The 20330-nt window shown below is 43.8% G+C and carries 16 protein-coding genes; 8 read left to right on the top strand and 8 right to left on the bottom strand.

Annotation, left to right across the window (positions count from 1 at the left end; genetic code table 11):
* Positions 1-14: 14 nt before the first annotated feature.
* Positions 15-1100, bottom strand: coding sequence for a formate/nitrite transporter family protein (locus ACP7AA_RS02975; RefSeq protein WP_426222601.1), 1086 nt, complete (start codon positions 1098-1100; stop codon positions 15-17).
* 359 nt (positions 1101-1459) lie between these two features.
* Between ACP7AA_RS02975 and ACP7AA_RS02970 the strand changes: the two genes are divergently transcribed.
* The 5 genes from ACP7AA_RS02970 (at position 1460) to ACP7AA_RS02950 (ending at position 7758) form a co-directional block, all read left to right on the top strand.
* On the top strand, positions 1460-4417 hold the full coding sequence (locus ACP7AA_RS02970; RefSeq protein WP_426222600.1) for a valine--tRNA ligase: 2958 nt from the start codon (positions 1460-1462) through the stop codon (positions 4415-4417).
* A gap of 79 nt (positions 4418-4496) precedes the next feature.
* Positions 4497-6197 carry an AIPR family protein gene (locus ACP7AA_RS02965; RefSeq protein WP_426222599.1) on the top strand — a complete coding sequence of 567 codons (1701 nt, stop codon included), beginning with the start codon at positions 4497-4499 and terminating at the stop codon, positions 6195-6197.
* Between the two features lie 124 nt (positions 6198-6321).
* Entirely contained in the window at positions 6322-6714 is a 393-nt protein-coding gene (locus ACP7AA_RS02960) for a hypothetical protein (protein ID WP_426222598.1), read from the top strand.
* 166 nt (positions 6715-6880) lie between these two features.
* Complete coding sequence (locus ACP7AA_RS02955) at positions 6881-7303, top strand: YbaN family protein (RefSeq protein ID WP_201565049.1); 423 nt, start codon at positions 6881-6883, stop codon at positions 7301-7303.
* Between the two features lie 245 nt (positions 7304-7548).
* Positions 7549-7758 carry a cold-shock protein gene (locus ACP7AA_RS02950; RefSeq protein ID WP_010201661.1) on the top strand — a complete coding sequence of 70 codons (210 nt, stop codon included), beginning with the start codon at positions 7549-7551 and terminating at the stop codon, positions 7756-7758.
* Positions 7759-7986: 228 nt separating this feature from the next.
* Here ACP7AA_RS02950 and ACP7AA_RS02945 read toward each other — a convergent pair whose 3' ends face one another.
* The gene (locus ACP7AA_RS02945; protein ID WP_426222597.1) at positions 7987-9069 is read right to left on the bottom strand and encodes a YeiH family protein; all 1083 of its coding nucleotides are present in this window, start codon (positions 9067-9069) and stop codon (positions 7987-7989) included.
* Positions 9070-9259: 190 nt separating this feature from the next.
* Here ACP7AA_RS02945 and ACP7AA_RS02940 point away from each other — a divergent pair, with 190 nt between their 5' ends.
* A complete protein-coding gene (locus ACP7AA_RS02940; protein ID WP_426222596.1) occupies positions 9260-10192 on the top strand; it encodes a LysR substrate-binding domain-containing protein in 933 nt (310 codons plus the stop codon).
* Between the two features lie 149 nt (positions 10193-10341).
* Here the strand turns inward: ACP7AA_RS02940 and ACP7AA_RS02935 are convergent, their stop codons facing one another.
* Complete coding sequence (locus ACP7AA_RS02935) at positions 10342-10803, bottom strand: universal stress protein (protein WP_087813544.1); 462 nt, start codon at positions 10801-10803, stop codon at positions 10342-10344.
* A 145-nt stretch (positions 10804-10948) separates the two neighbouring features.
* Entirely contained in the window at positions 10949-11410 is a 462-nt protein-coding gene (locus ACP7AA_RS02930; RefSeq protein WP_296173936.1) for a universal stress protein, read from the bottom strand.
* A gap of 262 nt (positions 11411-11672) precedes the next feature.
* Between ACP7AA_RS02930 and ACP7AA_RS02925 the strand changes: the two genes are divergently transcribed.
* Positions 11673-14750 (top strand): insulinase family protein, encoded by a 3078-nt coding sequence (locus ACP7AA_RS02925; RefSeq protein ID WP_426222595.1) that lies wholly within the window; start codon positions 11673-11675, stop codon positions 14748-14750.
* A 111-nt stretch (positions 14751-14861) separates the two neighbouring features.
* On the opposite strand, the gene ACP7AA_RS02920 is transcribed toward ACP7AA_RS02925, so the two are convergent.
* The 3 genes from ACP7AA_RS02920 to ACP7AA_RS02910 all read right to left on the bottom strand — a co-directional run bounded on the left by ACP7AA_RS02920 (position 14862) and on the right by ACP7AA_RS02910 (position 17823).
* Complete coding sequence (locus tag ACP7AA_RS02920) at positions 14862-16184, bottom strand: serine hydrolase domain-containing protein (RefSeq protein ID WP_426222594.1); 1323 nt, start codon at positions 16182-16184, stop codon at positions 14862-14864.
* 194 nt (positions 16185-16378) lie between these two features.
* Complete coding sequence (locus tag ACP7AA_RS02915) at positions 16379-16942, bottom strand: NUDIX hydrolase (protein WP_201565056.1); 564 nt, start codon at positions 16940-16942, stop codon at positions 16379-16381.
* Positions 16943-17301: 359 nt separating this feature from the next.
* Positions 17302-17823 carry an HPP family protein gene (locus ACP7AA_RS02910; protein WP_201565057.1) on the bottom strand — a complete coding sequence of 174 codons (522 nt, stop codon included), beginning with the start codon at positions 17821-17823 and terminating at the stop codon, positions 17302-17304.
* Between the two features lie 118 nt (positions 17824-17941).
* Here ACP7AA_RS02910 and ACP7AA_RS02905 point away from each other — a divergent pair, with 118 nt between their 5' ends.
* Entirely contained in the window at positions 17942-18679 is a 738-nt protein-coding gene (locus tag ACP7AA_RS02905; RefSeq protein WP_201565058.1) for an NUDIX hydrolase, read from the top strand.
* A gap of 258 nt (positions 18680-18937) precedes the next feature.
* Here ACP7AA_RS02905 and ACP7AA_RS02900 read toward each other — a convergent pair whose 3' ends face one another.
* Entirely contained in the window at positions 18938-20326 is a 1389-nt protein-coding gene (locus ACP7AA_RS02900; protein ID WP_426222593.1) for an oxygenase MpaB family protein, read from the bottom strand.
* Between the last annotated feature and the right edge of the window lie 4 nt (positions 20327-20330).

Genomic DNA, 20330 nt, shown 5'->3' with positions numbered 1-20330 from the left:
GGTGCTGATTATCTCTAGTAAGGTCCACGGATATTGTTTTTTGCCTCTAGCTTATCCTTAGCTGTTTCTTCCTTTACTTTGGCTAATTCAAATAGGAAGGTACGGTTTTTAAGTATCGCGACAAATACCACGCCACCAACGGTATTGCCGACCAACACCACGGCTAAAAATAGCAAATAACGCCCTAAGCTGACGGTATTGCCATAGAGCAAGGCTGAAAAGATTTCGATATTGCCCACGATACTATGATGCAAACCCAAAAAGCCGATACTGCCAGTAATAAGCGTCACCAAGACGATGCGGCTAAGGGTATCGCGCGCTGAAGTCACAAGCCACGCGGTGACGCCCATCATCCAGCCTGCTAAGATGGCGCTGCCGAATATCACCCACCATCTAAACCCTAAGATATGCTCGGCATAAGTATCAATGTCGCTGACGCTAAACAGCTGCATATTTAAACCTAAACCTATCATCAATGCCGCAAATAAACAGCCGCCAACGACGTTGCCAGCGATGACGATGCCCCACAGGCGTAGCAGCTTATTGAGCGGTTCGATTTTATTGAGGACGGGTAGGCTTAAGAGTGAGGTTTGTTCGGTAAATAATAGCGACTGACCGATGACGACGATGATAAAACCAATCGGATAAAGTAGGGAGGCGAGTACCACGGCATAATGGCTTGGTAGCACGCCACTCAAAAGCGCAAAAGCCGATAAAATCATAAAGAAGCTGATGCCAATTTCAAGGCCAGCGGTAAAAGCACTGGTAAATAGCGAGCCAAGCGAGCGCTCAAAGGTTTCTCTAGCATCCATCACTTGCTCAACTAAGATACTGGCATAGCTTTTTGCTTGACTTAAATTGTCATCGTTGGCGAATTTTTTGATGGTTTCTTGGTCTTCTTTGCTAATATCCTCAGAAAAATCCTCATATTCTAAATTTTCTGTTGCATCGGTGTCGTCTGGCACATCAGCGTTGCTAACGTTCTTGTTGTTAGCACTAGATAGATGGTTAGCGCTCTCATCAATCAAGCGCTTATCATCTATGTTGTCAGCTTTAGAATGGCTGCTATTGCTATAGGTGTGCTCAGTCTCTTGGGACACGGTCGGCTCGCTGTTTATCAGATTATTATTTTAGGATAAAGACGCCATTTATCATGCTATACGATAGCTATATACGATAGCTATATACGATAGCTATATACGATAGGTATATAAGTTCTCGCATGACCCATATTTTATAACACGACTAGGATTTATTTTGTGGGAAGTTCAGCTGATTGCGGTTGTTTATTGGTATTTGCTGGTGTTAGTGGTGCAATGACGCGCTGTAAGGCTGATAAATTACCTTAGCATCTAACAAAATCTGCCCATCTGCGTTAAAATCACTCTATTAATTATTTTCCCTATTTTTCGATAACTTTGTTTGACCACATTCATTTTTAATAAAAGACCATTCTATTATGAGTACTCCTAATACCCCTGAAAATACCAAGAGCAACCTGACCGAATCTATTCAAGCCGCCTTAAGTCAATTAGAGAACGCCTACAATCCAAGCGATGTCGAAGCAGGCATGTATCAAGGCTGGGAAGACAGTGGTTATTTTAAGCCAAGCTTTGATAAAGACGAGTCGTTCTCTATCGCCTTGCCGCCACCGAACGTCACCGGTTCACTGCATATGGGTCATGGCTTTAATAATGCCATTATGGATGCGCTGACCCGTTATCATCGTATGGATGGTGATAATACGCTATGGCAACCGGGCACCGACCATGCAGGTATTGCTACCCAAATGGTCGTTGAGCGTCGCCTAGAAGCGCAAGGTATTAAGCGCCGTGATATGACGCGTGAAGACTTTATCGATAAAGTGTGGGAATGGAAAGAAGAGTCGGGCGATAATATCACCCGTCAGATTCGTCGGCTTGGCAGCTCGGTCGATTGGTCGCGTGAACGCTTTACCATGGATGATGGCTTATCCAATGCGGTTAAAGAAGTGTTCGTGCGTCTGTTTGACGATGGTTTAATTTATCGTGGTAAGCGCTTGGTCAACTGGGATCCTAAGTTCCAAACGGCGCTATCGGATTTAGAAGTAGAAAACGTCGATGAAAAAGGTAGCTTATGGCATTTCCGCTATCATTTCACTGATAAAGAGTTGCAAACCCAAGAGGGTAAAAACTATCTGGTCGTCGCCACCACGCGCCCTGAAACCTTACTGGGTGATACCGCCGTTGCGGTTAATCCAAAGGACGAGCGTTACGCGCATTTGATTGGCAAAACCATTACCTTGCCAATCACTGGTCGCATTGTGCCTATCGTTGCCGATGATTATGTTGATATCGAATTTGGTACCGGTTGCGTAAAAATTACCCCAGCCCATGACTTTAATGACTATGAACTTGGTCGTCGTCATAACTTGCCATTGATTAATATCCTTGATGAGCGCGCTAACATTTTGCCAGCGATGGAAGTTTATCCTGATCTACAAACACGTGAGCCAACATTAGAAACCACGCCAAGTGAATACGCTGGACTTGAGCGTTTTGCGGCGCGTAAATTCCTTGTTGAGCAAGCGGGCGAGCAAGGCTGGCTAGAAGATATCGAAGACTACGCGCTCAAAGCCCCGCGTGCTGAGCGTGGCGGTACGATCGTTGAGCCGTGGTTGACCGATCAATGGTATGTAGCAGTAAGTAAGCTTGCCAAGCCTGCGATTGATGCCGTAGAAGATGGCCGTATTGAATTCGTCCCTGCACAATATAAAAACATGTATATGTCGTGGATGACCGACTTGCAGGACTGGTGTATCAGCCGTCAGCTATGGTGGGGACATCGTATCCCTGCGTGGTATGACGACGCGACAGGTGAGATTTATGTTGCCCGTGATGAAGCGGAAGTACGTACTAAGTACAATTTAAGCGACGACGTAAAATTGCGCCAAGACGATGACGTGCTTGATACCTGGTTTAGCTCGGGTTTGTGGACGTTTAGTACGCTTGATTGGGCAGACCCTAACGCCGATCCACGCGTCCTTAAAACCTTTCACCCGACCAGCGTGTTGGTCACCGGTTTTGACATTATCTTCTTTTGGGTTGCGCGCATGATCATGATGACCATGCACTTCGTGAAAAACGAAGACGGCACGCCGCAAGTACCGTTTAAGACCGTTTATGTGCATGGTCTGGTACGTGATGGCAATGGTCAAAAAATGTCAAAATCTAAAGGTAACGTCTTAGATCCGATTGATTTGATTGATGGTATCGATTTGGAAACACTAGTAGAAAAACGCACCAGCAATATGATGAATCCAAAAGATGCGGCCAAAATTGAAAAGCAAACGCGTAAAGAGTTCCCAGAAGGTATCCCAGCTTACGGTACCGATGCGCTGCGCTTCACCTTTACCTCCCTTGCTAGTACTGGTCGCGATATCAACTTTGATCTAAAGCGTGTCGAGGGCTATCGTAACTTCTGTAATAAAATCTGGAACGCCAGCCGCTTTGTACTGATGAATTGTGTCGATAAAGAAGGCAATGCCCAAGCGATTGACCAAGTGGCCAACATGGATGTTTGGGAATTGCCAGAAAAATGGATCATGAGTCGTCTAAACTCGACGATTAGTAATATCCATCAGCATTTTGCCCAGTATCGCCTCGATATGGTCAGTCATGATATTTATGAGTTTATCTGGAATGAATACTGTGATTGGTATGTTGAGCTTGCCAAAGCCAGCCTCAATGATGACTCGGTATCAAGCGAGCGTAAAGCGCAAATCCGCTATGTATTGCTGCATGTGCTTGAGACCGCGCTACGCTTTAGCCATCCAATCATGCCGTATCTGACCGAGCAAATTTGGCAGACGGTTGCACCGCTACTGGGTCGTAAGAATACCGGCAGCATCGTCGTTGCTGACTATCCACAAACCGATACTGCCCAAATCAGTGAGCAAACTGAGGCTGATATGGCGTGGCTACAAGAGCTAATCGCTAGCGTGCGTAATATCCGTGGTGAGATGAAACTCGGTAATGCGGTACGTCTGCCAGTGCTACTACAAAATATCTCTAGCGACGAAGATGCGCGCCTATCACGTATCAAAAACCAGTTTAAAGCGCTTGCCAAAGTCGAGAGCCTAGAGATACTGAAAGAGGGCGATGAGGTGCCACTATCATCATCAAGTATGGTCGGTCAGCTACGTGTACTCGTACCGATGAAAGGTCTGATTGATCCAACGGCTGAGCTGGCACGCTTAGGTAAGTCATATGATAAGTTGAAAGGTCAATCCGAAGGTATCGCACGTAAGCTCGGTAATGAAGGCTTTGTCAGTAAAGCGCCAGCGGAAGTGGTCGATGCTGAGAAGGCGAAACTGGCTGAGCTAGAAGGGCAGTTAACGGCTATGGCGGGGCAGATGGAAGAGTTGAAGGCGTTGTAGATCGTTTTTCATCAATAATTTAGTTTTTCATGTTATATGCTCTTAAATAAGCATTAGAATGACATATTGGGAATATTCAATGACAGATAATAGTCACGTAGTTTTAGATACCATAATTAAAGAAACGCAAAAACGCGTTTATCCTGAACTAACTGAAAACGATTATTTCCATTTGTTTGCTACTGAACAAATAATGAAAGATCTAGAATTGTCTTATGAAGAAATAGATTTGGGTACGGTTGATGACTCTGGAGATGGAGGTATAGATGGATTTTATACCTTCGTCAATCAAGAGTTAGTCAAAGATAAGATTGATCTTATAGATGCTAAAAGAAACTGTAAAATTGATGTATATGTAATACAGACTAAAAATGCAAAAAGCTTTAGTGGAACTGCGGTTGATAAATGTATTTCTTCAGCAGAAGATATATTCGATTTGAGTGATAATATAGATACCTTAAAGCCTGTATATAATGCTAAGCTTTTGGAAAATGTTGACATTTTTAGAAATCAATATCTTCACTTAGCTTCAAAATTTCCACTTCTAAAGTTTCACTATTTCTATGTTGCTAAGGGTAATACTGTTCATAACAATGTTGAAAAGAAGACAAAGAAACTAATTGATACTATAAAGAAAAAGTTTGATAAAGCAGAAGTAAGTTTTGAGTTTATTACAACTGACAAATTATTAAATCTTTCAAGACGAGAAAAATTGAGAAGTAAAGAGATTGCATTGTCTGATAGTCCGATTTCCACAAACGACGGTGGCTATATAGCTGTTGTACCTATTAAGAACTACTTTGAATTTATAACTGACGAAGAAAATAGTTTGATCCGTTATTTCTTTGATGCAAATATTAGAGATTATCAGGGTAGTGTAGATATAAACAACGATATTAAAGATACATTAGAAAATCGAAAGTTTAATGAAGACTTCTGGTGGTTAAATAATGGTGTAACTATCACAGCTTCGAATGCCTCTTTCTCCAGTAAGAGAATAGATATTCAGGATCCTCAAGTAGTAAATGGCTTACAGACATCCTTCGAAATCTATAAATACTTTAAAAGCAATATAAGTCATCACGATGATAGAAATATTCTTATAAGAGTTATAAAAGTTGAGAATGAGAAAAGTAGACTCAATGTTATTAAAGCTACTAATAGTCAAACCAATATTCCCCCTGCTTCTTTGAAATCAACAGATCCTATTCATAGAGATATAGAAGATTACTTAATTCATCATGATTTTTACTACGATAGAAGAAAGAACTATCATAAAAACCATGGCAAGCCTGTTAGTAAAATCATTGGGATTTCTTACCTAGCACAAATAATAACAGCAATATATAATCAGAAACCTGATTACGCAAGAGCTAGACCTTCAACTCTGTTGAAGAAAGATCAAGATTACGAGAAGATTTTCGAAAAGAAGTTTCCTATCGAAATGTACTACAAGGCTATACTTATACAGAAAAAAGTAGAGGATTGTCTAAGGAGTTTCGAAAACCCCAAACTCACTCGAACACAAATTGGTGACATAAAGTTTCACATATCGATGTATCTTACCTGTCTAGTTACTCAGAAAAAACAACCTACCAATACAGACATTGCTGACATAGATGTTAATAAAATTTCTAGTAAAGAAATTGAACAATCCATTAGTATTGTTTACAAGTTCTATGATGAACTAGGTGGAACGAACGTAGTTGCTAAAGGTCCAGAATTAGTTCACAGGATAAAAGAACAAATAATATTAGATCTAGATTTAAAATTGGTATAGTCTAAAATATTTCTTATAAACTGGTTTCAAATTAAACTTCTCTTTCTAAAAAAACCGTTGCCGTATCATGCAGTAGCGGTTTTTTTATGGCTGTTATACTATTAATAACTAAAGGAGAAACACCATGCATACGACTAAATTTCTTACCTTAAGCCTCTTAATAGCAAGTTTAACTGCTTGCGTCTCTTTACCGACCAATGAAGACACTTTAACAGATGCCGATCTTATTCGAGCTGCTGAGCAAAAAGAATCCTCACCAACTGAAGGCGCACAGCAGAGAATCATTGGCGTGCATAACGGTATCGAAGTGGTCAAGTCATTCCAGTGCTCAGACCTCTGTCCGCAAAACACCTTGCGGGTGATTTATTATGACGTACCTGCCGATGCCACTTGTGAGAGTGTTGGCGGCGTGACCAAATCCATATTAGTACCAATCGCCATTACCGTGATGCCAAAAGAATACTGCTTTCCAAAGGCAATCGCCGATTACTGGGAAAGCTATCCTGCCAAATCGTAGTGAATAATGCCCGACATTTACCTAACTGCTAAACAAACTACGTAGCGGTAGCAAAACCGCGCAAAATCAGTCTTGAACCTAGTTTTGAACTTCTTTATCTTTGATAGCTTATATAGGTAGTCCATACCTAACGACCGAATGTCTCATACTGACTGATAAAACTCCCATGACTCAACCAAAAAAAGCTTTTTATTATCGACCTAAGACCAATCAGCATAACAGCCCAACCGTACGTTGGACGTTTTTGATACTGGGCTGGGTATTCTTTGTCTTGGGTATCATTGGCATCTTGCTACCAGTGATGCCGACTGCGCCTTTTATCTTATTGGCAGCGGGTTGCTGGGCGCGTAGCTCACGACGCTTCCATTTTTGGCTGATTAATCATAAATATTTTGGTAAATACGTCCGTGATTGGGAAGATCGCCGCGCCGTACCGCTATATGCGAAGTGGTTAGCAACTATAATGATGACCATATCAACAATAATGTTATTTTTTAACATTCCTGCCGATATGATATGGGTCGCATGGCTGCTAGCCGTTGTCTGTACTAGCGTAGCGGTGTTTTTATTTCGTCTGCCCAATGCTTAAAAATAGGCTGAATAGGGCCAAAAAACAGTCAATCTTTGCACTTAGTTACACGAAAGGTGAGATAAGGCTTGCGATACTGAACTAACCTCCCTATAATACGACCAAGCTTAAGAGCAGTTCTGCACCAAATCATTACCTCGTAGTATTAGTTATAATCCTTCGTTTTAATATTTATCGTTCAGTAGCTATTTGCAAGCGTTACCGGTCACTAGACCATTAATAAATTAAAAAGTAGGATTATCAATATGTCAGATACTCAAAAAGGTACAGTTAAGTGGTTCAACGAAGCTAAAGGCTTTGGTTTTATCGCTCCAGAAACTGGCGCAGACGTTTTTGCTCATTACAGCGAAATCACTGGTTCAGGCTTCAAAACTTTAGCTGAAGGCCAAGAAGTTGAGTTCACTGTAACTCAAGGTCAAAAAGGTCCACAAGCTCATAACATCGTTGCTATCTAATTTGTCTTTATAGACAACTAGAGCAAGATGAATAAAAAACGAACCTTCGGGTTCGTTTTTTTTCGTCTATTATTTATGTTTATCGCTTATGGTAAATGCCTTAATAATAGGGCGTTAAGCAAAGCTTTTAAAGTAAAAATGCCTACGACTATCACTATAGTCGTAGGCATTTTTGGTTTGGTGTTAAGAATTTGGTGTGTAGTCAGTAACTGTTTTAGAGTGAAGTGATTAGAGTGAAGCAATGCCGATATTAATCAGTCCGCCGCCAATGATAAGCCAAGCAAACATCATTGCGCCTAAGATAAGCGGTTTAACCCCTGCTTGTTTAATGGCGCTTAGGTGTGTGGTTAAGCCCAGCGCAAACATCGCCATGGTAAGCAACACATCATCGAGCATGACCATGCTACGCTCAAAGCTTGCCGCCATTGGCACCCAAGTATGTAGTAACACTACTAATATAAAGACAAAGGCAAACCATGGCACTTTGACTTGTTGTACACGCTTCATCAATGACAGTTTTTTGCCATTTTTGCTACTGGTTGCGGTTAAGGCAAACGATAAAATCAGTAAAAAGGGCGCAAGCATCATCACCCGTATCATCTTAGTGACGACCGCCGTATTACCAACTTCGGTACTAACGGCATTACCAGCGACCACCACTTGCGCGACTTCATGAATGGTTGAGCCAGTATAAATGCCGTATTGTTGGCTGTTTAGCCAAGGTTGCAGCCAGCCAAGCTGATATAAAAACGGATAGAGCAGCATGGCAATCGTGCCAAAGACCACCACAGTTGCGACAGCAATAGTGACTTTATGCGCTTCCGCTTTGACGACCGGCTCTGCGGCAATCACCGCTGCTGCGCCGCAAATACTGGCGCCAGAACCAATCAATAACGTCGTTTGCTTATCGACTTTGAGCCATCTGATGCCAAGCCAATAGGTGAGTAAAAACGTTGAGGTTAATACCAGCGCATCCGTCATTACCGCTGGCATACCGACACTAGCAACTTGGGTTAAAGTCAGCTTAAAGCCATAAAAAATAATGGCAAGGCGCAATATTTGACCTTTGGCAAAGTTAACCCCATCGCTAAGTTGTTCAGAAAAATTTGGATATAGCGTATTGCCCAATATCATCCCAAGCAAGATTGCTAGGGTTAAAGAAGATAGCCCAATAATACGCCCGTCCGACCACGTATCTAAGCTCATATTCAGCCACAAGCAAAACAAGCTACCAATCAGCACGACAATCAGCCCCAAAATATGGCGGTTATGCGGAAAGTAGTTATGCATGTTTTGTGCTAAAGCGTTCATGTCGTACGCACCTATTATTTATCATCTATAATCGAAATAAGCATAAGCTTATGAATAGACAGTATAAGTCATGTCGATTTATAATAAAAACAGATTAATAAGATACAAGCTATCGATTTTTTAGGTTAAGAAGCGATTTTGAAATTTAGGTTTTTGGAATTTATAGGCAGCATAGGATGTCAGAGCCATTATGAAAAAACCCATACAGATGCTGCCGAAGATTACCCTTAAGCAGTTGTCGGTGTTTGTCAGTATTTATCAAACTGGCAGCACCAGCCGTGCCAGTGAGGAGTTGCATTTGTCGCAGTCGGCGGTCAGTAGCGCGCTCACTGAGCTAGAGGCAAGATTGCAGATGCCATTGTTTGAGCGCGTCGGGCGTAGGCTTAATCAACATCCAAATGCTCATCCCGTCTATATACAGGCGCAAGCCATCTTGGGGCAGGCCTTTACTCTAGAGCATTATCATAAGCACCAAGCGGGGCAGATTCATATTGGTGCCAGTACCACTATCGGCAATTATGTGCTGCCGCCGCTGCTTGCCAAGCTATATGCAGCGCTACCGGATGCTCATATCGATATGTATATTGCCAATACCCAAGAGGTAGTCGGCGAGGTTGAGCAATTAAACATCGATATTGCGCTCGTAGAGGGCATGCCGCGCCCGACAGATATGAAGGTGATTGAGCAGCGCGCTTGGCGGACCGATACCTTGATGGTCTTTGCTAAGCGTCATAGTAAGTGGCTGACAGGTATGAATTATAACGATAAAGGAAAATGTTATGAGCTGAGTGCAGAACAATTGGCAATACTGCCGCTGTTGGTACGAGAGGCGGGTTCGGGTACGCGGCAAATTATTGATGAGCAATTATTGCAATACTTGCCGCATGCTGAGATTGTGATGGCGATTCAGCAATCAGAAGCCATTAAACATATGGTAAGCGCCGATATTGGGCTTGGTTGTTTATCGCAGCATGTTATTGAGGGGGAGCTGGCAGCAGGAAAATTGGTGCAGGTAAAAGTAGCGGGTATAGACTTATCACGTACGTGGTGGCTAGTTTGGCACAAAGCCCGCCATCAAAGCCCTATTTGGCAAAGCTTTATTGATATTTTGATAGAAGATTGATTTTAATGGTGAATATAGAGGTACTGACGAGGATACTTACTATTTTAATGAATAATAAAAAAGCGCAATGTCAGACAATGCGCTTTTGTTAATGAGCTTTTTTAATAGTTTCAAATAACTTGGGAACGACGTTAAGTCTGCTCTTAGAGTTATTTATTAACCGGTTTGTCCAGTCTCACCACTAAGCTGTCGCAAGGGACATTGGGCAAGATATTATCTGCTGTTGCGCCGCTGAGCCAAGCAGCGATACCATGACGTTCATGACGACCGATGACCAATAGATCAACATCATGCTTATGGCAATAGTTGACGATACCTTCGCTGTTAGAGATGGCGGTGGTCACTTCAGAATTTACCGCATGTAAATCGTTACGGTCCAAAAACTGTGCCAATTTGGCGCGCGCTTCTTGGCAGCGTTCATCGTCAATTTCATCATATAAGCTTGAGGCAGGCACCAGCTCATAGCCGAAGCCAACCATAGTATCTTTAACGATATGAAGCACCGATAGCTTGGCGTTAGGACGATTCTCAACGATGCGTTTGGCCTTTTGGGCGACCACATCAGCATCGGACATTAGGTCGGTGACCAATAAAATATGTTCGTAACTCATAGCGTCTTCCTCATGTCAGATAGTATTTACTATAGCACTCCTACCGAGCTCTGTTAAGTGCTGCTGAGCTATCTTTGTCTATATCTTATAAGGATATTTGTTACGCTTAACAGTAGCTTTTTTAGTGCCTTGCTTGCTTATCTCGTTATTTTGGTACGGGCTGATCGAGTTTTACCACGAGACTGTCGCAAGGTACGTTTGGCAAGATACTGTCGGCGGTTGCCTTGACTAACCAAGCGGCGATACCGCGGCGCTCATGGCGACCGATAATCAGTAAATCGACTTCTTTTTCGCGGCAATAATTGACGATGCCTTTACTGTTAGAGATAGCAGCAGTGACCTCAGAATTGACCGCGTTTAGCTCATTGCGTTCTAAGAATTGCGCCAATTTAGTGCGTGCTTCTTGCCAATGTTCGCCATCGAAATCACCTGACAAACTAGAAGCAGGCACCAGCTCAAAGCCGAAGCGCACCATATCATCTTCAACAATATGTAAGACAGATAACCTAGCTTCAGGCGAGCCTGCAAGGATACGTTTGGCTTTTAGGGCAACCTCGTCAGCATCGGACAATAAGTCGGTGACCAGTAAAATATGTTGGTAGCTCATCAGGGGCTCCTAAATAGTAGTTAACTTTATAGTAGCAGTGCTGGCTACCTTTGTTAAGGGTTAAAACCATTATTTGATTATGGATATTGCCTTAATACTACTTTTAAAATATTCATTGATAAATCTTACCTAGTGAGCCGTTATTACCATATGGCTAGCTTGACTTATCCATAGGTAAGCCCCATCTATTAGCGCTATAGACACCATTTTATGAGCCCTGAAAATCAGGGCACGATATACATTATCATTGATAAGGATAACTATGACTGACACGCCATTTACTGCGGATTTAACGCTACATCCAGCGTTTGAGCTGATTGAGCATCGCCACATTGAGGCGCTATCGATGGATGTGCTGATCAGTCAGCATGTTAAGACTGGGGCCATGCATTACCATTTGGCACATCCGAGCGATGAAAATGCCTTTTTGGTCGGCTTTCGCACTCAGCCAATGGATTCAAAAGGTGAGGCGCATATTCTAGAGCACGTGGCTTTATGTGGCTCTGAGAAATTCCCTGTACGTGACCCATTTTTTTCGATGATTAAACGTTCACTAAACACTTTTATGAATGCGATGACTGCTGCCGATTGGACCGCCTATCCGTATGCGACGCAAAATAAAAACGATTACTTTAACTTGCTTGCCGTTTATCTTGATGCGTCATTTTTCCCGAATATTCATCCGCTTGATTTTGCCCAAGAAGGTATTCGTGTCGAGTTAGACGAAAATGATAAGCCGCAGTTTAAAGGTATCGTTTTTAATGAGATGAAAGGCGCGATGAGCGGCGAGATTGACCAGTTATATCATACGGTCGCCCATCATTTGTTCCCAACGACAACCTATCATTATAATTCGGGCGGCGATCCTGCTGATATTCCTGACTTGACCCATCATGAGCTGGTTGAATTTCATCAAAGCCATTATCACCCATCAAACAGCGTGATTATGAGCTTTGGTAATATTCCGGTCGCTGAGACGCAGGCGAAAATCCATGAAGATGCCTTGATTCAATTTGAAGCAGGCAAAAAACACGTCTCGCGTCCTGAAAAACGCCTGTCTGCACCGATTAGCGCGGTTGATACTTATACTGCAGATGAAGCCGGTCCTGACCAAACGCATCACGTGGTGGCGTGGTTATTACCATCAATTACTGATCCAAAGCAGCGTTTGGCGTTACGTCTATTAGAAGGGGTATTGGTTGAGCATGCTGGTTCGCCATTGCGTGCGTATTTGGACAGCCATCCACTTGGTAAAGCGCCAAGTCCGCTATTGGGACTCGACGACAGTCATTATGAAATGGTCTTTTATACCGGTCTGCGCGGTTCAAACCCTGAGCATGCCGAAGCGGTGGAGCAGGGCATTATTGATTTGCTTAAAGAGGTCGCGAGCAAACCGATTGATGATGAAACCATTGAAACCATTTTGCATCAAATTGAGATTGATCAGCGCCATATCGGCGGTGATAGCATGCCGTATGGTTTGAATCTTATGTTAGAAGGCTTTAGTACGGCGATTCATGATGGCAACCCTATCGATGTCTGGGAAGTCGACGAGCATTTGCAGTGGCTACGTGAACAAGTAAAAGATGCGCAGTGGTTACCGAATCTAATCAAGACTCATTTACTTGATAATCAGCATCGTGTCCGTGTCACTTTGACACCTGACAGCGAAAAAACTGCCCGCCTTGCAGCAGCTGAGCAAACCCGTCTTGATACGATTGCGATGGATTTGACCGCTGATGATAAAGCTATCTTAAAACAACAAGCGCTTGATTTGGCAGCGCGCCAAGCAGCACCTGATGATTTAAGCCTATTGCCAAAAGTTGGTTTAGAAGATGTGCCAACGGATATTAGTTTTAAGCAAGGCACGCAAAAACAAGTGAATTTAAGCGGGCAAGACAGCACCTTATTTGAATATGAAGCGGGTACCAATGGCTTGTATTATTATCAAGTGATTGTGCCGTTGACCGATGCGATTGGTAATCAGGACACCAGCGAGCTACCCGTTAATGAAGTGATTAATCATCCATTGTTGCCTATTTACCTGAGTTTATTGTCAGAACTGGGCACGGATTCGCTAAGCGCTCATGAAATGCAAGCTAAGCAAGCGGCGCATTCATCAGGGGTGACGGCGCGTATCAGTCAACGTACCAACATCGATGACAGCCAAGCGATTAGCAGCTACTTTGTTGTGGCAACGCGCGCGCTAAATCGTAAACCTGAAGCGATTGATTTGCTCAAAGAAGTCATGGAGCATAGCGTCTTTAGTGAGCATGACCGTATCAAAGAAATCTTGCAGCAGCGTCAAGCAGGTTGGCAATCAAACCTTGCCGGTTCAGGGCATTCGTATGCGATGCAAACTGCCAGTCGCGGCATGAGTCGCCAAGCACAGTTAGAATATGTGCGCAGCGGTCTGCCAGCATTGAATGCGCTAAAAGACTTCTTAACCCATGCCAGTACTGATGATGCACAGTGGGATAAATTGGCAACCAGCTTGATGGATTTACATCAACGTTTAATCAGCTTGCCTAAGCACGCCGTTATTATCTGTGAAGCTGAGCAAACCGAACGCTTAAGTAACTTAATCGTTGATAGCTGGAAAGACAGCCAAGCGCCAAAAATTGCTGAAAAAATCACAAACTCTGATGCGGGTATTGAAGACAATATCCCAAGCGAGTTTGCCGAGTTGCAACTTGATGCGGCGTTAAATGGCGAAACAGACGCGGTCAAAGCAATAGAAAGTGGTGTGGCGCTCGATGTTGAAGATTTGGCGTGGCTAGTTCCGACCAACGTCTATCATAATGCTAGCGCATATACCGTGCCAGCAGCCGACCATCCTGATACCGCTGCCTTGATGGTATTAGCGCCTTATCTGCGTAATGGTTACTTGCATAGTGCTATCCGTGAGCGCGGCGGTGCTTATGGTGGCGGTGCAGGCTACGATGCCAATGCTTGCGCCTTTAAGTTCTTTAGCTACCGCGATCCGCAGTGTGCTGAGACCTTTGCGCATTTCGATGCCAGTATCGAATGGCTATTAAATGAGCCGCAAACCGATGAGCAATTAGAAGAAGCCATCTTAGGTATTATCTCAGGTATGGATAAACCAGGCTCTCCAGCAGGTGAAGCGGTCAAAGCCTGCTTTGCCAATCTGCATCATCGCGGTGTCGACTGGCAACGTAAAATGCGTGCAGCCATATTGGCCGTGACAGTTGCTGACTTGCAGCGTGTTGCTAAGCAATACCTGCAAGGGCAAAAGCATGTCCGTGCGGTACTAGCACCTTATGATAAAGAAGAGCAAGTGAAAGCGCTTGGCTTTAAAGTGTGTAAAATTAAAAGCTAGTTTACTTAAAGTCTATTGACTTAATTGCTATGAAAAACCGCCGCTTTCGCTAAAAATGAAAGCGGCGGTTTTATTTTGGGTTAGTGTTTTAAAGCGCTATTTCTTAAAGGCTTACTTTTTAATTAAATAATTTGCCAGCGCTTTATAAGCGGGTAGTGAGGTTGGGTCAATTTTGCTATTACTGGCATCTGGATATGACGCAAAACGCACGATAACCATATCGGCTGCGGGATCAACATAAATGGTTTGACCGTGGACGCCGCGTGCCGCATAGATGGGCGTGGGATTATTAAATAACCACCACATGCTTTTGTAGCTGCCGTTGGTTAGCTGTTTATAGCCCGCTTTTGCAAAAGCGTTTTTATCACCGCCGGCTTCTATATTATCAACGACCGCCGCTGGGAATAAGCGTTCACCATTAATTTCGCCTTTATTGAGCATTAAGCTACCAATGCGTGCCATATCATGCAGGCCTGCGCTGATACCGCCGCCAGCGAATGGCGTACCTTTAGCATCAACAGTCATATAGGCGCTTTGTTCAGCACCGATTTTTTGCCAAATACGGTCTGAGAGTAGCTCATTGACCGCTTTGCCAGTGGTACGCGAGATAATCCAGCCAAGCGCATCACTATTGATGGTGCGATAGTTAAATTCTGCCCCATGTTGACCCTTTTTATTCACCGTTTGCAGATACTCAAAATAACCATTAGGCCCGCTATAATCCTTTGGTTTCGGTAGTGGGCTTGCTGCTTCTGAATACTGCCAGATATCGGCATTAGGGTCAGCATAGTCTTCGCTATAATCGAGGGCGGTGGTCATATCCATCACTTGACGGACCGTTGCATCCCCAAAGCCGCTGTTTTTAAGTTCTGGAATGATAGATGCGACTAACGCCTTATCGTCAAGCTTACCTTCGGTGACAAGGATTTCTGCTAGCAGCCCAGTCATGGATTTGGTCATCGACATCGCTGCATGATTGCCAAGCTTATTGAGGCAACCATTTTGGCGCTCGTACACTACCTTGCCATGATGCATGACCATAATGCCGTCAGTATAATTGGCATCCAGTGACTGCTTCCACGTCATCGGGCGCTTACTATTAGTGGGCGTAAAGGTGATGTCATCAATGTTTTTATCTAACTCGTAGTTGAGCTTGGAGGGTGCGCCGATACCGCGACTGACGTCAGTGGTGGGCATCAACTCGCGGATATGACAGACCGTCCAACGCAGTTTTGGGAAACTAAAGAAATCAGAGGAGGGCTGCGCAATAAGCTTATCTTGGGGCGGCGGAAAACCTTGCATCCAACCAAGGGTTTGTGGGTCTGATTGTTTGGCCGTTAAGCGTGCATCGTCGGCATGGCTTGGCATGCTGATAAGAGTCATGGCAATGGTTAAGGGGAACAGGGGCAAAGCACGTTGCAATAAAGTCAGCATGGCATCCTCGCAAATAAGCTTAAACGATTAATTTTAGGCAATAAAAAACCATTGATAAGTCGCTATATTCGAAACTTAGCATAATTCTTATCAATGGTCTTTACCAAGCATTTTTGTAAAGCCGCTTTGCTACTATTTAGTCTGCAGGTTGTTATTCAAGCGCTTTATTAAAGTGCGTTTTTATAAGATTGTGGCTAATAGCGCTTAATCGCTTGGTCTTTGCCAATCATATCTTGATGAATGGGGAAATCTTCATGGTTATCGTATTGCTGACGGTCGGCAAAGTAGCTTTTTAAAGTGCGACGTACGGCTTCAAAGGCAAGTTTATCCCATGGAATGTCTTCTTCGGTGAACAAAGCGCAGTCGAGACTTTCAGAGCCAATACCGTAAGCGCCGTCTTTTAACTCGGTGATATAAATACTATAGATTTGCCCGATATCAGGAATATCATAGAGGCAATATAAATGCGGATTGGTAACGACTGCCTCCGCCTCTTCAAAGCTTTCTCGGGCGGCGCCTTCTGCCATGGTTTCGCCATTTTCCATAAAGCCTGCGGGCAGCGTCCATAAGCCATATTGTGGCTCAATCGCGCGGCGACATAGCAGTACACGGTGTTTATGTACGACCAATGAGCCACAAATGACTTTTGGGTTTTCATAATGAATATAATTGCAATTTGGGCATACCAAGCGCGGGATATTATCGGTGGCTGGTATTTTGCGTTCTGCTTCATGACCGCATTGTAGACAATAGCGCATATCAACTGCCTTATATAATGAAAAGGAGAAATGAGAAAAAGGTTTTCGGTATTTTAAGAATTATAATTCTTGTTTTATAAAATAGTATGACTTTAGCTTATCAATTTTTATTTGATAATAGCCATTAAGCCTAAGATAACACAAATTCTCATCGCACTGGCAGTGATAATAAAAACCCTACAGGTTTGCGCAACTGCTTGCCGTTAAAGCTGCCCTGATTAATAAATACATTGTTAAGCGCAACAGACAACGCCGCCTAATCCAGTCCAGTCACATAAAGTCTATGCAGCTTTAGTCAGATTGCGCTAGGCTAGACTCACGCTAACTATTAAAAGATAGCTTTACCTTGAAGGATAGCTTTACCAATAACGTGGGTAATGGCGGCCGCGACCGATATTGTTATAAATGAGGGCAACCACCACTAAGGCGAGCGCACCGACCAGAGTAGGGGTAAGTAAAAAGTGCCATTTGACGCCGCCAAGCATAACGATTAATGGATTGGAGCCAGCCGGTGGATGCGGTACGCGCAGCAATAGCATCAGCGCAATCGCCGTACCAACTGCCAGCGACAAGCTCCACCATTCGATACCAAACAAGGTCAAAAATGATAAGCCCGTGAAAGTGGTGATAAGATGACCGCCAACGATGTTTCTAGGCTGTGCAAAGGGGCTCTCGGGATAAGCGAAAATAAGCAAACAGCTGGCACCAAATGAGCCCAAAATCATGGCGACATTTTGCCAATTGCCCAGTAGCGCCAGTATGGCAGTGGCAAACGTACCGCCAACCCAAGCTATGGCGATGATGATTAATGGCAATCTTTGCGGGCAATCATCAGTCTTGCCCTGCATTTTATTTAATGAAAAAATCTTATCCACGAGCATATCCTAAAAACATTTGGTTTTTGACATTGATACTTGAGTAGTCAATATTGATATTTAATTGCTATTTATAGTTAATTGCATTGATGCTTCATACTGATAAAAATATAGGGCAATAATAATGTTACTCCCCCCGCAGTCGCTACGTTTTGATGAGTTTTCAGTCGCTGTGCCAGACTTTATTCGCTATCCGACCATTCGAAAGTTGGCGGAACGGGTGCAGCATGAAACCTTAAATGCGGTCACCAGTCCGGCGCTGTACGACGGCTCTAACACCTCTCGTAGCGCTCGCATTTTAGATAGCTTATATCAGACACCCATTGCCGATGCCTCGGTATTGGTTGCCATCACCCATGAACGCCATCCCAAACTGCTACTGACGCGCCGCGCCGCGCATATGAACAGTCACGCCGGCGAAGTCTCTTGTGTAGGCGGAAAACATGACGCCGGCGATGGTAATAATGTTGTCACCGCTTTGCGTGAAGCCTGTGAAGAGACCGCCTTACCGCCCAATAAGGTGCAGCTACTTGGTCAATTACCGATTCAAACTTCTAAAAGCGGTATGAGTGTCCGTCCTATTGTGGCGCTGATTGCACCGGATTTATTGTTAGTGCCTGAGCTTGGCGAAATCTCACGTATTTTTTGGGCAGATTTTGAGACCTTGCTGACTCAGCCTACCGTAGAATATGCGGTAGAGTATACGATGCAAGATCAGACCGCGACCATTCTCACGCCCAGCTGGCAGGTTGATGGTGAAACGGTTTGGGGTCTGACAGGACGCGTCATTGCCAGCTTGTTAGAGACGGGCTTTGATAGGCAGCTTGAGTGGTATTACCGCATCCAAAATACGCGTAATTAACCCGTAAAGTGGCTGAGGTTATGGACTGAATGATCTACACCATCACTATTCTCTAGTTAAACCAAGCGCGTCTTTTGCGGATTTATTATAGTTATTGTAGACGCTGTTGATAATGGCTTAACATATTCTATTTACTACTAATAATATTCGACATATGCTTTGTAGTTATGGTTTATAGATTTTAATACTGTTATTTGTTATAGATTTACTTAATGTTGAGCGGTTTTTCTGCTTTTATTATTCTGCATTTATCATCCTTTATTTATAATAATCGTCATTTTTCTTCAGCCACCAATTCATATTGTCTTGGCGTTTGGCACGGAAGGCTTCTAACTTTTCAGCCACCGTTTGATTGTGCTGACGTGCTGTATCGAGGGCGAAAAGAATGGGTACTGAGGATAAAACGCCAAAACGGATTTTTGATTTTGGTAAATCCAGCCCATCGCCGATATCATCGCCGACCAAGGTACGGGTGACACTGGCATTGACCATCTCAACGAAACGTCCACGGCGATTGTCCTCGCCCATCAGCTGCCGCGGCAAATCGTGCAGGGCTTTTGCTAGCGGCTGGCCCATTTTAAAATCCAACTGCTGAATCGATAAATAGGTATAGAGCCATTCCCAACAAGCAGCTTCATCTTTAGGCAAGCGCTGTAAATCAACGCCCATCCAATAGCTGGCAAGATTCCATAAATGCAGGATACCTTCGGCTTCCTCAGTACTGATACGAGCGCCAAGCAGTCGTAACCCACGCATAATCAACAATGAAAACTGCAAATGGGTAGCAATCATATCGGTTTGATTAATCGGAATACCCCAATAGGCGCTATTCCAACTGCCATCTGGATTATGGTGCTGCTCGGCGTTGGGTATGACGCCCTTAGCCGGATTGCCTTTACCTTTAAGCAGGTTTTGCCGTACTAGGGTATGAATCTGCCGCACCTTGATAGACTGCCGCCAACCTTCTGAGCCAATCGCCAATACCTGCTCGATAGGCTGACGCTGATTGCCTGCGCTCGTATGCGACTTGTGTAATGGAGGATGCTCAGAGACAGCTAGGATATAAGCGTAGGTACGCATCAAACGCGGTAGAGCATCGTGCATCAATGCGCCTGTTTGAATGAGCGGCAGGGAGAGGGCAGGAATACTATATCCTGCCATTAGCGCCACGTTACGTAATAACCAAATCAGCATAAGCGGATAACGGCGATAGGCAACCGCACCGATTTGTGCAAGCTTGGGGTCAAACCACGTAGGATGGCTGCTAAATTGCTCGGTTAAGGCGTTAAATGCAGGGTTATTTGTAAGGTTAGCGTCGAAGTTACTGCCACTGTTACTGTCGCTGATAATAAATTGCTGTAAGGGCTTTGCAAAACGAATACCATCAGCCGCTAATGCATCTGCCACTGGATCACCGATATCGTAACCCGCAACCATTTCCTCTAATAAACCTTGCGAGATAACAAAGTCTTTTGGCAATAAATAGCGCTTGATGCGCTTTAAGACTTGCAGGTCACTATGGTCGTCAATCGCCGTCGTGCGCCCATGACGCTGATAAGAATCAGGCGCTTGATTGGAATTAGCATTTCCCCGACCACTGGCAGCAATTGTTTTAGCGGTTTTTTTAGTAATATCGATGGAATCCATTTTT

This window comes from Psychrobacter sp. DWR1-2-3, assembly GCF_049896465.1.
Taxonomy (GTDB): Bacteria; Pseudomonadota; Gammaproteobacteria; order Pseudomonadales; family Moraxellaceae; genus Psychrobacter; species Psychrobacter maritimus.
Note: the sequence above shows the minus strand (reverse complement) of the source record. Positions and strands in the feature narration are given on the sequence as shown.

Bases quoted from the DNA above. Each gene is read 5' to 3' on its own strand.
- ACP7AA_RS02970 (WP_426222600.1), top strand. From the start codon at position 1,460: ATGAGTACTCCTAATACCCCTGAAAATACCAAGAGCAACCTGACCGAA.
- ACP7AA_RS02905 (WP_201565058.1), top strand. From the start codon at position 17,942: ATGTTACTCCCCCCGCAGTCGCTACGTTTTGATGAGTTTTCAGTCGCT.
- ACP7AA_RS02945 (WP_426222597.1), bottom strand. From the start codon at position 9,069: ATGAACGCTTTAGCACAAAACATGCATAACTACTTTCCGCATAACCGC.
- ACP7AA_RS02900 (WP_426222593.1), bottom strand. From the start codon at position 20,326: ATGGATTCCATCGATATTACTAAAAAAACCGCTAAAACAATTGCTGCC.
- ACP7AA_RS02960 (WP_426222598.1), top strand. From the start codon at position 6,322: ATGCATACGACTAAATTTCTTACCTTAAGCCTCTTAATAGCAAGTTTA.
- ACP7AA_RS02955 (WP_201565049.1), top strand. From the start codon at position 6,881: ATGACTCAACCAAAAAAAGCTTTTTATTATCGACCTAAGACCAATCAG.
- ACP7AA_RS02950 (WP_010201661.1), top strand. From the start codon at position 7,549: ATGTCAGATACTCAAAAAGGTACAGTTAAGTGGTTCAACGAAGCTAAA.
- ACP7AA_RS02925 (WP_426222595.1), top strand. From the start codon at position 11,673: ATGACTGACACGCCATTTACTGCGGATTTAACGCTACATCCAGCGTTT.
- ACP7AA_RS02940 (WP_426222596.1), top strand. From the start codon at position 9,260: ATGAAAAAACCCATACAGATGCTGCCGAAGATTACCCTTAAGCAGTTG.
- ACP7AA_RS02935 (WP_087813544.1), bottom strand. From the start codon at position 10,803: ATGAGTTACGAACATATTTTATTGGTCACCGACCTAATGTCCGATGCT.
- ACP7AA_RS02930 (WP_296173936.1), bottom strand. From the start codon at position 11,410: ATGAGCTACCAACATATTTTACTGGTCACCGACTTATTGTCCGATGCT.
- ACP7AA_RS02915 (WP_201565056.1), bottom strand. From the start codon at position 16,942: ATGCGCTATTGTCTACAATGCGGTCATGAAGCAGAACGCAAAATACCA.
- ACP7AA_RS02965 (WP_426222599.1), top strand. From the start codon at position 4,497: ATGACAGATAATAGTCACGTAGTTTTAGATACCATAATTAAAGAAACG.
- ACP7AA_RS02910 (WP_201565057.1), bottom strand. From the start codon at position 17,823: ATGCTCGTGGATAAGATTTTTTCATTAAATAAAATGCAGGGCAAGACT.
- ACP7AA_RS02920 (WP_426222594.1), bottom strand. From the start codon at position 16,184: ATGCTGACTTTATTGCAACGTGCTTTGCCCCTGTTCCCCTTAACCATT.